Raw genomic sequence first — 10,936 nt, 5'->3', positions numbered from 1 at the left:
TCGTCCCATTGATGGCCGCAAAGGCAACCAAACGCACTGCGGCGGTCAGCAATCATGCGTCGCATTGCAATCTCCTCGGGTTTCCACACAGCCTGTTCCCACAGCGAACGCGCCAACAATTGCGGCGTACGAATCTCGCGAAAGCCGGCGCGGCGCATGCGGGCACGCACATAATCCTCGAGCACGCGATACAACTCCCAGCCGCGCGGATGCCAGAAAACCATTCCTGCGCCTTCTTCCTGCTGATGAAAAAGGTCGAGTTTATGGCCTAAAACACGATGGTCGATGTCGTTCACAGTCACGCTCCGTTTAGTCGAATACCGCTCAGTGCGGTGAGGTTTGCCGCAAACGGAGGTCCAGAAATGCCCAAGGCCCCGTCCGTTTCCGGCGGGGCCTTGGGTGGTCTGCCACAGCTTCGTGCTGCTAGCGTGCGCAACCTCCCGACGACCCGCCTGTGAAGGTGGTCGTCGTGGTGGTGACGGCAGCGAAGGGAATCGGGTGGAAGTCCATGACTCGACAGTAAACGATCCGGTTACGACGCGTCAATCGCCATTGCCGAGAATGCTGGTCAATCCATGCCGATCGACGCTACGATATCTGTCTGATCCGAAACCCGCGTGCTTTCGCGAGACGTCGGTCCACCTTCAACCGATCGAGCACCAGACCTTGACCATTCACATTCGCCGCGCACACGCAGCCGACGCCGCGCTGATTCTTCGCTTCATCACCGAACTCGCGGTATACGAAAAAGCGGAGCATGAAGTCGTCGCTTCCGTCGAAGACGTCGAAACGAGCCTGTTTTCCGCGACCGCCACCGCGAAAGCACTGATCTGCGAAATGGACGGCGAGCCCATCGGCTTTTGCGTCTATTTCCATTCCTACTCCACCTGGCTCGGCAAACACGGGTTGTATCTGGAAGATCTTTACGTGTCGCCGGCCGCACGCGGCAGCGGCGCCGGCAAACGGATGCTGCGCCACCTCGCGCAGATTGCCTGCGAAAGCGGTTGCGGGCGCTTCGAATGGAGCGTGCTCGACTGGAACGAACCGGCAATCGGCTTTTACGAAGCGATCGGCGCGAGCGCGCAGAGCGAGTGGGTGCGTTACCGCCTGGCGGGCGAGGCGCTCAAGGCGTTTGCCGAAGGCGTGGAATAACGCTGGGCACGAACGGCCTCGCACGGCATAAGGTGATTGAGAAGCGAAAGCAGTACGCGAGGAAGTCAGCGAAGACGGCAGCCGGTCAGCGCCGCCGCCTTCGCTGTGTGTACTTCGCTGTGTGTCAGTGAGGCGCTTTACCGTTGGGCACCGCGTCCAGCGGCTTGTGCTGTTCTTCGCCGAGTCCCGGGAAGAACGCATTCCAGGCGGCACGCACCCCTTCGGCCGCCGTGGCTTCGGCGGCGATCGATTCGGTTTCGCCTTCACCGGCTTTCGATGGATCCGCGGACAGCCCGCGCCAGTGCGTAAAGACCAGCAACGGTTTTTCGGTCCAGATGCCTTCGCCGAATTTGGCGAACGCCGTGTCCCCGCTCGTCAATTGCACCTCATACCAGCCCTCGCGTACGGGTGTGTGGGCGGCAAGCTCAAACCACGGGGTCGGTTCGATTTCCTTCATGTCGTCTCCGGTCGGATAGATCGTCATAGGTAACCACAACAAAGGCATTCTTCATGCCCGGGCCCAACAGCGGCCCGGCGGGCGCGCTCCGCCTGTTGCGCGATGTTGCAGTGCGGCGCGCTGGGCATGAGCTGCGGGGCGATCCGCCGACATTGAGTCTGTCGATTTCGCCGCGCATAAACGACACGATAGCGCGACATGGGCTGCGCGGACAAACGCAAAAAGTTACGCGTCAGGCTGGGGGGTGATGGCTTTTTTTGCCTTGCTTGTCGGCTTGGCCGTCGGCTTGCCTGTTGCGTTGCCTGTCGGCCGACTCGTTGCCTCGCTTGCCGACTTGCTGTCCACCTCGCGCGCCAACGTGGCCAGGACGTGGGCAGCGGCCGCCAGTTGCTCCGCCGGCGTACTGCCGTAGCCGATCACGAGCCCATTCGTCTGCTCATCGGGCCGCAATGCGAACCCGGACAGCGCGCGCGGATTGAGCCCCCTTGCGACCGCCCGCGCGGCTAACGCGCGGTCGTCGGTGGTCGGCGGCAAGCGCAGCGTCAAATGCATGCCGCAGTTGCCGCCCAGAATTTGCGCCGGCGCGAAGTGGCTCGTGAGCGCGTCGCGCAACGCCTGCTGGCGCTCTCGGTACACCCGTCGCATCCGCCCCAGATGCCGTCCGAACTCACCGCTCTCGATGAAATGCGCCAGCGCCATCTGCTCCAGCCGATGGCCGCCGCGCAGCATCTCCTGCAGCGCCACCGCCGATTCCTCGACGATCGCCTGCGGCAGCACCACGAAGCCGATGCGCAGCGCCGGGAACATGGTCTTGCTGAACGAGCCGACGTACAGCACCGGCGCGTCGGCGACGAGCCCCTGCATGCTGGCGATCGGCTCGCCGGTGTGGCGGAACTCGCCGTCGTAGTCGTCTTCGATCAGCCACGCGCCGCAGCGGCGCGCCTGCGCGATCAACTCCAGACGGCGCGCCACCGACAACACCGCCCCCGTCGGATACTGATGCGCGGGCGACGTGTAGATCAGCTTCGGCGGATGCGTGCGCCACGCATCCGGCGGCACGGCGATACCTTCGGTGTCGACGGGCATGGGGATCGTGGTCAGATCGCCGACGTTGAAGGCAGCCTTCGCGCCGCGATAACCGGGGTCCTCGACCCATGCGATGTCGCCGGGATTGGTGAGCAGCCGCACGCACAGGTTGAGCGCCTCCTGCGCACCCTCGGTGATCACCACCTGCGAGCCGTCGCAGCGCACGCCGCGCGCGATCCGCAAATGGGCTGCGATCGCGTCGCGCAGCGCCGCTTCGCCAGCCGGCGTGCCGTAGCCGAGCGTGAAGGGCAACGCGCGTTCCAGCGCCCGTTCGAGCGCGCGCCGCCAGGCGCTCAGCGGGAAGCGGTCGAGCGCGGGCGTGCCGGGCGTCATCGGAAAGGTGTTGTCGGCGTGGGTGCGGGTGGCCGCGAACTGGCCGACGCGCGCCGCGTAAGCCACCTCGGGCGCGGCGGACGGCGCCGCCGGCTCGCCGCGTGCGGCCGGACTGGATAGCGGGCTCACGCGAGTGCCTTTCCTGTCAGCCACCACGTAACCGGTCGCGACCAGATGTTCGTAGGCGATCACCACGGTGTTGCGCGACACGCCCATCTCCGCCGCCAGCAGACGCGACGAAGGCAGCAGCGAACCCGCCGGCAGCCGCCCGGCGAGAATCGCCTGCTGCAAACGTTCGATCAGCTGTCTTTGCAGCGACGGCGGTTTGTCCGCACCACCCGCGGCAGTCGCCGCAACCGGATTGGCGAGCGGACCAATGATTTCCATCATCGCGGCTGGACCTATGAAATGGGTTTGACGTGGATCTTTTGAACATACCACGTTTGCCGTATCGTTCCTGATGAACGGCAGCCGCCGACGATCATTGATGCCGCAACAACAGGAGAACAGCGATGGAACCCAGACACAACGAGTTCGAGCAGCCGATCGGCGTGCCCGTGCCGGACTGGAAAGGCGCCGAAGCGCCCGGCCGCGCGCCGCTGACGGGCCGCTATTGCCGGATCGAACCGGTGGACGTGGAACGTCATGCCGCGGACCTGTACGACGCGTACAGCTCCGCCGCCGACGCGCGCGATTGGACCTATCTGAACGTCGGTCCGTTCGACAGTCTCGCCGCCTATCGCGAGCATTTGACGCGCATGGCCGCGTCGCCCGATCCGCTGCACCACGCGGTGATCGATCTCGCGACCGGCAAGGCGGTCGGCACGCTGGCGCTCATGCGGATCGACCGGGTCAACGGCGTGATCGAAGTGGGGCATGTCACGTACTCGCCGCGTCTGAAGCAGACGCGCATTGCCACCGAAGCCATGTTCCTGCTGATGACGCAGGTATTCGACGTGCTGGGCTATCGCCGCTTCGAATGGAAGTGCGACTCGTTGAACGCGCCTTCGCGCGCTGCCGCGTTGCGCTATGGCTTCACGTTCGAAGGGATCTTCCGGCAGGCGATCGTCTATCACCAGCGCAATCGCGATACCGCGTGGTTTTCGGTACTCGACGGTGAATGGCCGGCGTTGCGTGCGAGCTATACGCGCTGGCTCGACGCCGGCAATTTCGATGCACAGGGCAAGCAGATCGAGCGGCTGGCGCATCTGGTCGCGCAGCAGCGGGCCGCTTAACGGACGGCTTCATCCGCGTTCGGCGCGCGGCGCAGCACGATGGTCGGGTTCCCTTTGTAGGGCGTGCGCAGCCATTCGCGGTAGCCGCACTTACGCGCGACGCCGAGCGACGCCAGGTTTTCCGGTGCGATCAGGCACACGGTGTCCTTGTCCGGCCATTGCGCGTCGGCCCAATCGAGCGCGGCGCGCACGGCTTCGGTTGCATAACCGCGGCCGTGCAGCGCCGGGTTCAACGCCCAGCCAATTTCGGGCGTCCCCAGCAGCGACGGTTCGATCTCGCGGTGATAGTCGGCGAGGCCCACTTCGCCGACAAAGCGGCCGCCCTGCTTTTCGCGCACCACCCAGTAACCATATCCCAGCATCGCCCAATGTCCGGCGTAACGCAGCAGACGCGCCCAGACTTCCTCGCGCGTGAACGGCTTGCCGCCGATGTAGCGGATCACCTCGGAATCGGACCACATGGCGTAGCTGTCGAGGAAATCGCTCGTTGTGTGCGGGGTTAGGGTCAGGCGGGCGGTGGTGAGGGTGGGTTGGGTGGGCATGGGAAAGTGCGAGTGGTTTGGCGATGATACCCAGATAGGGTTGCGCTCGATCATCGCAGATTTTCTATCCGCGAGGTCGTCGCAAAGATCGGGAATGCCGTTGCCGCGCACGGAGGACTGTGGCATGAGAGAGAACTTCGCCCTACACTCTTCGAGTAGCTTTGCCCAACAGGGTTGGCGCAACACGTACGCCATCTGAGCGTCATGGACTCCCACACACGGCATGGTCGATGCACCCCCGCCTACGCTACCTCAGTGCCCTCGTCATCAACGTCGCCTTGCCGTGGCTTGCCTACCGGCTCGCGTTCCCGCATTGGGGCCAACTCGGCGCGCTGGCCGCGTCGGCGCTGCCGTTGATCGCATGGATCGCTTGGGACCTGCTGCACCGGCGCCATTTCGATGCGCTCAGCGCGCTCGTGCTGGTCGGCATCGGGTTGTCGAGTCTCGCGGCGGCCTTCGGCAGCAGCCCGACAACACGCGCCCTCGAAGACCCGCTGGTGCTGGCCATGATCGGTGCGTTGTTTCTCGTCTCGCTCATGCTGCGGCGGCCGCTGGTCTTCTATCTCGCCCGCTCGACCATGATGCGCGAAGGTCACCGCGACGCCGAGAACTTTGAAAAGCACTGGTGCGAGCGCCCCATGCTCGCCGCGTATATCCGCCTGATGACGCTCGTCTGGGGCCTCGGCATGATCGGCGAGAATATCGTTCGCACGCTGATCGTCTGGCAATGGCCGAGCGATCCACGCTCGGGAATGGCGTCCGAAGCGGTGCGCTACGGCGTCTATGCCGCGCTAACGGCGTGGACCTTCTGGTGCCGCCGGCGCATCCGGCAAGACGCCCTGCGCTACGCCGACAAAAACGCATCACCAGCCACGCCCCCGCTCGCCAATTCATAACCCACGCGCTTACGTCAACTCGAGAAATCGCGCCAGACACGGATTGCGATTCGCCGGCGACCATGCCAGCACCTGCTCGATCAAGGGCGCGTCGACCAGCGGCCGGAACACCACGCCCGCCAGTTGCGCCTTGCGCATCGAGGCCGGCACCAGGGCCACGCCCACGCCTTCATCCACGAGACTCAGCACGGTCTGCTGCAGTTGCACTTCGAAGCGGATGTCGGGTTCGAAACCGCCCGAGCGGCAATGGTCGAGAATCGCGGCACGCAAACCCGGCGCGACTTCCGACGAAGCGAGCACGAACGGCTCACCCGCCAGTTGCGCAATCTTCAGCCGCCGGGCCCGAGCCCGTGGATGCCCGCGCGACAGCGCAACGCACAGCGGTTCGCTCAGAATCGTGCGCGTGGCCAGCCCTTTGTCGGGCAGGGTCGGAAACATGATGGCCGCGTCGATCTGTCCGGCGAGCACCTGCGCGGCCAGGTCGTTCGACACGACTTCGCGCAGATTCAACGCCACATCGGGAAACGCCGCGCCGAATACGCGCGCATAGCCCGGCACGACGCTGTACGCGGCGCACATCGTGAAGCCGATCGCGAGCTTGCCGGCGTCGCCATGCGCCGCCGCTTGCGCGTTGCTCACCGCCTGATCGAGCGAAGCCAGAATCGCCTTCGCGTCGGCGTAAAAACGCTCGCCCGCCGCGGTCAACGTCACGCTGCGCGGACTGCGCTCGATCAGCGTGACGCCGAGGTTCGCCTCCAGCGCCGCCAGTTGCCGGCTCAACGGCGGCTGCGACAGATTCAGACGCGCCGCGGCACGGCCAAAATGGCGCGTCTCGGCCAGCGTCACGAAATAGCGAAGCGGCTTGATATCGATCACGATGCGCCTACCCGAAATGACGATGCTAAAAAAGTATCGTCGGACTCGAAAAACAGTATTGGATTGTATCAACGCAAGCTACTACGCTGGCGAATCGTCCTTTTTCCCAAGCCGTTCGCCTCGATGTTAGCCACCCTTGAAATTCTGCTTCCCGTTTTCGGCTTGATTTTCGCGGGCTTCGCATGCCGCCGGCGCGGCGTGCTCGGACCGAACTCCGCGTCGGAGCTGAATCGATTCGTGGTCTGGCTCGCGCTGCCGGCGCTGCTGTTCGATACCATGGCCCGCGCCACGTGGCAGCAGTTGTATCAGCCGGCCTTCGTGGCGACGTTCTCGATTGCGTGCGCCGCCGTGTTCCTGCTAATCCTCGCGCTGCGGCTGATGAACGGACGGCATCTGGCCGATGCCAGCGTCGACGCGATCGCGGCGTCGTATCCGAACACCGGCTATATCGGCTTTCCTCTCGCGCTAATCGCGTTCGGTCCCGCCAGCCTGACGCCGACCACGATCGCCACCATCCTCGTCGCCTGCGTGCTGTTCGCGTTCGCGATCGTGCTGATCGAAATCGGTCTGCAGACCGAGCGGGCGCCGCACAAGCTGGGTCTGAAAGTCCTGCGCGCGCTGGCGCGCAATCCGCTGATCGTGTCGCCGATCGCGGGCATGCTGCTGGCGAGCTTTCACGTCGCCATGCCGGCCAGCGCGGAGACGTTTCTGAAGTTGCTGAGCGGTGCGGCGAGTCCGTGCGCGCTGGTGAGCCTCGGCTTGTTCCTTGCCGAAAAGCGTCCGTCGGAAAGCGGCGCGCGCGGCGTTGCGCTGCTGCTGACCAGCGTCAAGCTGATCGCGCAACCGGCGCTAACCTGGTGGCTCGCGGCGCGGGTCTTCGGGCTGCCGCCCACGCTGGTCGAAATGGCCGTGGTGCTGGCCGCGCTGCCCACCGGCACCGGCCCGTTCATGCTCGCCGAGTTCTATCAGCGCGAGGCGCACATCACGTCGCGGACCATTTTGCTGTCCACGGCCGGTTCCGTGATCACGCTGTCGGCGCTGCTGCTGTGGATGGGGCACCGCACCTGACGCGAGCCGCGCCGCGCGCTATGCTTCGCCCACGGACCGCCACGGTCCGCGATCCTCATTCGCGAAGCGCGGCCCGAGCCGCCTGCCACCATCGTGCCTAAAGCCCGCCCTCCTGAACTCCGCGACGCCGCCGGCGCCAGCGCGCTCGCGCGCCACTACCCGCGCGGGCTGCGCATCGAGCCGCACTCGCACACGTGGGCGCAGGTGCTGTATGCGGTGTCAGGGGTGATGTGGGTCGAAGTCGGCCGTGAAGCGCTGGTCGTGCCGCCGCAACGCGCGGTCTGGCTGCCTGGCGGCACGCCGCATTCGATTCACATGATGAGCGAAGTGGAGATGCGCAATCTCTACTTTCACGAACGCAACGTTGGCCATTTGAGCCGGCGCAGCGACGTGTTCGAAGTGAACGGCCTGTTGCGCGAATTGATCACGTCGATCGCGGAACACGAATGCACGCAAACGGGCGACGAGGCCTATCTCGAAGCCGCCTATCGTCTCGCCGTGCTGGAATTGGGACAGGCGCCGCGTTCATCGCTGCGCATCACGCTGCCCGATGCATCGGACCGGCGTCTCGAAGCGCTCTGCCGCGCGGTGATCGGGAACCCGTCGATCGCGATCAGTTTCGAACAGCACGCGGCATCGGTCGGCGCGAGCGTGCGCACCCTCGCGCGGCTCTTTACGCGTGAACTGGGTGTTGGCTTCGCCGAATGGCGACGTCAGGTGCAACTGGCGGTGGCCGTTTCCGGGCTCGCCGAGGGACGCGCGGTGAGCAGCATCGCACGTGAACTCGGTTTTCAGCCGAGCAGCTTCAGCGACATGTTCCGGCGCGAGTTGGGCGCGCCGCCTAGCGGCTTCGATCCGGGCGGCACGCTGGGAGAAGCGGCGGCCGCGATGGCGGTGGCGCCCGAGCAGACGAAATCCGCGCGCGCTTGAGAGCTGGTCCGCTATGCGTTGCGCAACGCGCGTATTGAAGACTCCGCATGCGGCTGTGAACGAACAATAGAATTGGACACAACGCATCCAATAAAATCAGATAGCTGGCAAGGTACGCGATTGAGCTTCAACGGAATAGTGATTGACACAACAAAACTCAACTCAACTCGATCGGCACAGCAATCTCGCAACAAAAGTGTCTGACACAAACTTTTGGGTTGGCGAGCGCCGTTCGTCGCGAGCCGTTTGGCCTGCAGCGCTCCGAGGGAGCACTCATGTCCTCGTGGCCGCTTCCGACTCGTTGCGGTCCTTCGACACGGTGCAGCGTAGACGGCTGGTCTCGGGGTGTACCGGCCGGTGACGCGGTCACCTCGGCGGCCGGTTAATTCACTTTGCACCGTTCTCGGCGAAAGTCGCCCTCGCATTCGGTGACATCAGGAACTTGATAAACCCTTCGGCTGTATCGCGTTGTGAGGCGTTCGCCATAAGCACAGCGGTGTACGCAAGAATGCTCTGGAGATCGCCGGGAAGCGGGCCAAGCAGCTTTATGCCGGGTGTCGTCGCGATGAGCGGTATCGTCCCGGCCACTATGTCGTTGCCGTTGCCTTTCAGTACGGGTTCGAAAATCCCATTGGGTGTCGTACGTACAATTTTCGGCTTGAGTGTTTCTGCAATTCCCAGCCGTTCAAGAGTGCTTTCAAATGCCTGTCCCGATTTAACACTGTTAAAGACCAGGAGGTCTGCACCGAGCAACGTGTTTTTGAATTTTTCAACAGTGGAAATGTCGTAAGCCGGACTGTCCTTGCGATTACCTAGGCCGACGCCAACGTGAGCGATTATTGGCCTCTCGCCGGCACTCGCCTTGCCCGATTTCGTAAGGTCCTCAGCAAAGTCTGGCTGAACGATAACGACGTCGGCCGCTTCGCCGCCTTCAATCCTCTTCTTCACAACCGGCGATGGATCGAACACCAAGCTAACCTGGTTATGTGTCTGCTGGCGATAAAGATCGACCACCTTGGACAATGCGGGCTCCAGGGGGCTATCGCTCATGACCATGATACCTGCTGCCCCGACTGTCGCTGTGAACGTCAATAGCGCGCCGGCCACGAAGGTGCTCAAGCTGATACACCTCAATCTTGCGTTCATGGTTTGCTCCTTGCGGGAAGACGGCCGGTGCCGGTCGTTGCGCGTTGGCGCGGACGCCGCCGCTCACGGTAAGTTTGCGGGAGACGAAAAAGGTTTGGTGGCGTCGAGCACGAACATCACCAGCGCGTGCAGATCCGTCGAGCCAGTAGACAAGACTTGCATCGGAACACCAGGGCCGTGGCCGGGCTCGGCATGGCCTGCCTTGACGACCATCACCCCATCTGGAGTACGAACGCTTTGAGCGCCGGAAAGTACGAAGAAGGTCTCCGAGCCGGGATGAGTGTGCACAGGAGTCGCGCTTCCAGGCGCACCGGTAGCCGCGTTGATCCTGAGTAGGTACTGCGGCGCATCAAACCGGGGGATGGGCCCAACCTCGGCCACCTTCGTGCCACCCTCGGACGATCCGCCCGCCGGGCCCAACGTGAAAAGCCAAGCTTTGGCCGCCGATTCAGCGACGAGAGCCCAGGGACCAGCGGCGGACTGGGCCTTATCACGTGTCGGAAAGCTTTCTATCCGCCAGAAAAGTTGTCCAGGTGGTAACTCGGAGACCGTCTTCTCGGCCAGCGACTTGATAACCAAATTCTTTTGCGCGACGGCCGCAGACGGCAGCAAGCACAGTCCCACCGTCAAGGCCGACAGCAAACTGAAAAGAAATCGTGTCATGAGGACACCGCCCTTCGAGCATTGATACAAGCCTCTCTAGAGCGTCAGCCTGCGAAAAAGAGGCGCCGGCTCCTAATTTGAGAACCCTAGTGCACGAACCGCGCCGTCGTCAGGCTCGTTTTCCCGCATCGGGAGTGACCCGTCAGCCCAAACCGCAACCGTCGTCGAGGCCATGAACAACGAGGGGGACACCCGCTCCTTCGCCGACTCCGGAATTGCTAACTGCCCGCATGATCCGACATGACCTCTCGGCCAACTATCGCATCGACCCGCTGCGGGCATTCCTCCAAAGGCAGCAGCGACGGCTGCCACCGACCCAGGCTGTGTGGAAACCCGATGAGATTGCAATGCGACGCATGATTGCTGACCGCCGCAGTGCGTTTGGTTGCCTTTTCGGCCATCAATGGGACGACGAGACTGCGAGCCTCTCCAACGCGTTCCAGACGAGTTTATGGCTTTTTTTCAGGGCCTAAAGGGGTTCTCACGCACCCACCAGCCGCATCGCCTTCATTGTCTTTTTAAAGCCCAGGATTCTCAGCACTCGCGTGAGAT

At 63.6% G+C, this 10,936-nt stretch carries 11 protein-coding genes and 1 pseudogene; 5 read left to right on the top strand and 7 right to left on the bottom strand.

Going from position 1 to position 10,936, the window contains the following annotated elements:
* Positions 1–296: pseudogene (locus tag BX591_RS35390) on the bottom strand (hypothetical protein); the annotation flags it as partial.
* Between the two features lie 370 nt (positions 297–666).
* On the opposite strand from BX591_RS35390, the gene BX591_RS35385 reads away from it, so the two are divergent.
* Positions 667–1,152, top strand: coding sequence for a GNAT family N-acetyltransferase (locus BX591_RS35385; protein WP_111935943.1), 486 nt, complete (start codon positions 667–669; stop codon positions 1,150–1,152).
* A gap of 124 nt (positions 1,153–1,276) precedes the next feature.
* Here BX591_RS35385 and BX591_RS35380 read toward each other — a convergent pair whose 3' ends face one another.
* Both BX591_RS35380 and pdxR read right to left on the bottom strand, forming a co-directional pair.
* A complete protein-coding gene (locus BX591_RS35380; RefSeq protein WP_111935945.1) occupies positions 1,277–1,609 on the bottom strand; it encodes a hypothetical protein in 333 nt (110 codons plus the stop codon).
* A gap of 225 nt (positions 1,610–1,834) precedes the next feature.
* Entirely contained in the window at positions 1,835–3,418 is a 1,584-nt protein-coding gene (gene pdxR / locus BX591_RS35375; RefSeq protein WP_111935942.1) for a MocR-like pyridoxine biosynthesis transcription factor PdxR, read from the bottom strand.
* Between the two features lie 122 nt (positions 3,419–3,540).
* On the opposite strand from pdxR, the gene BX591_RS35370 reads away from it, so the two are divergent.
* Positions 3,541–4,263: a GNAT family N-acetyltransferase gene (locus BX591_RS35370; RefSeq protein WP_111935941.1), complete on the top strand. Its 723-nt coding sequence runs from the start codon at positions 3,541–3,543 to the stop codon at positions 4,261–4,263.
* Here BX591_RS35370 and BX591_RS35365 read toward each other — a convergent pair.
* Positions 4,260–4,805, bottom strand: coding sequence for a GNAT family N-acetyltransferase (locus BX591_RS35365; protein ID WP_111935940.1), 546 nt, complete (start codon positions 4,803–4,805; stop codon positions 4,260–4,262). The genes BX591_RS35370 and BX591_RS35365 overlap by 4 nt on opposite strands.
* Before the next feature lie 230 nt (positions 4,806–5,035).
* Between BX591_RS35365 and BX591_RS35355 the strand changes: the two genes are divergently transcribed.
* Positions 5,036–5,701 carry a VC0807 family protein gene (locus BX591_RS35355; protein WP_111935938.1) on the top strand — a complete coding sequence of 222 codons (666 nt, stop codon included), beginning with the start codon at positions 5,036–5,038 and terminating at the stop codon, positions 5,699–5,701.
* 9 nt (positions 5,702–5,710) lie between these two features.
* On the opposite strand, the gene BX591_RS35350 is transcribed toward BX591_RS35355, so the two are convergent.
* Complete coding sequence (locus BX591_RS35350) at positions 5,711–6,577, bottom strand: LysR family transcriptional regulator (RefSeq protein WP_111935937.1); 867 nt, start codon at positions 6,575–6,577, stop codon at positions 5,711–5,713.
* Between the two features lie 123 nt (positions 6,578–6,700).
* On the opposite strand from BX591_RS35350, the gene BX591_RS35345 reads away from it, so the two are divergent.
* Together BX591_RS35345 and BX591_RS35340 are read left to right on the top strand one after the other, a co-directional pair.
* Positions 6,701–7,645 carry an AEC family transporter gene (locus tag BX591_RS35345; protein ID WP_111935944.1) on the top strand — a complete coding sequence of 315 codons (945 nt, stop codon included), beginning with the start codon at positions 6,701–6,703 and terminating at the stop codon, positions 7,643–7,645.
* 93 nt (positions 7,646–7,738) lie between these two features.
* Positions 7,739–8,575, top strand: a complete 837-nt coding sequence (locus tag BX591_RS35340) for an AraC family transcriptional regulator (protein WP_111935936.1) — start codon at positions 7,739–7,741, stop codon at positions 8,573–8,575.
* A gap of 387 nt (positions 8,576–8,962) precedes the next feature.
* Here the strand turns inward: BX591_RS35340 and BX591_RS35335 are convergent, their stop codons facing one another.
* Both BX591_RS35335 and BX591_RS35330 read right to left on the bottom strand, forming a co-directional pair.
* On the bottom strand, positions 8,963–9,721 hold the full coding sequence (locus tag BX591_RS35335; RefSeq protein ID WP_111935935.1) for a molybdate ABC transporter substrate-binding protein: 759 nt from the start codon (positions 9,719–9,721) through the stop codon (positions 8,963–8,965).
* A gap of 63 nt (positions 9,722–9,784) precedes the next feature.
* Entirely contained in the window at positions 9,785–10,384 is a 600-nt protein-coding gene (locus BX591_RS35330; RefSeq protein ID WP_111935934.1) for a cupin domain-containing protein, read from the bottom strand.
* Between the last annotated feature and the right edge of the window lie 552 nt (positions 10,385–10,936).

Origin of the sequence: Paraburkholderia bryophila, assembly GCF_003269035.1 — a bacterium.
GTDB lineage: Bacteria > Pseudomonadota > Gammaproteobacteria > Burkholderiales > Burkholderiaceae > Paraburkholderia > Paraburkholderia bryophila.
Note: the sequence above shows the minus strand (reverse complement) of the source record. Positions and strands in the feature narration are given on the sequence as shown.

What these genes read in the sequence shown, in the direction of transcription:
- BX591_RS35380 (WP_111935945.1), bottom strand. Translation starts at nt 1,609, where the DNA reads ATGAAGGAAATCGAACCGACCCCGTGGTTTGAGCTTGCCGCCCACACA.
- pdxR (WP_111935942.1), bottom strand. Translation starts at nt 3,418, where the DNA reads ATGATGGAAATCATTGGTCCGCTCGCCAATCCGGTTGCGGCGACTGCC.
- BX591_RS35370 (WP_111935941.1), top strand. Translation starts at nt 3,541, where the DNA reads ATGGAACCCAGACACAACGAGTTCGAGCAGCCGATCGGCGTGCCCGTG.
- BX591_RS35365 (WP_111935940.1), bottom strand. Translation starts at nt 4,805, where the DNA reads ATGCCCACCCAACCCACCCTCACCACCGCCCGCCTGACCCTAACCCCG.
- BX591_RS35355 (WP_111935938.1), top strand. Translation starts at nt 5,036, where the DNA reads ATGCACCCCCGCCTACGCTACCTCAGTGCCCTCGTCATCAACGTCGCC.
- BX591_RS35345 (WP_111935944.1), top strand. Translation starts at nt 6,701, where the DNA reads ATGTTAGCCACCCTTGAAATTCTGCTTCCCGTTTTCGGCTTGATTTTC.
- BX591_RS35335 (WP_111935935.1), bottom strand. Translation starts at nt 9,721, where the DNA reads ATGAACGCAAGATTGAGGTGTATCAGCTTGAGCACCTTCGTGGCCGGC.
- BX591_RS35330 (WP_111935934.1), bottom strand. Translation starts at nt 10,384, where the DNA reads ATGACACGATTTCTTTTCAGTTTGCTGTCGGCCTTGACGGTGGGACTG.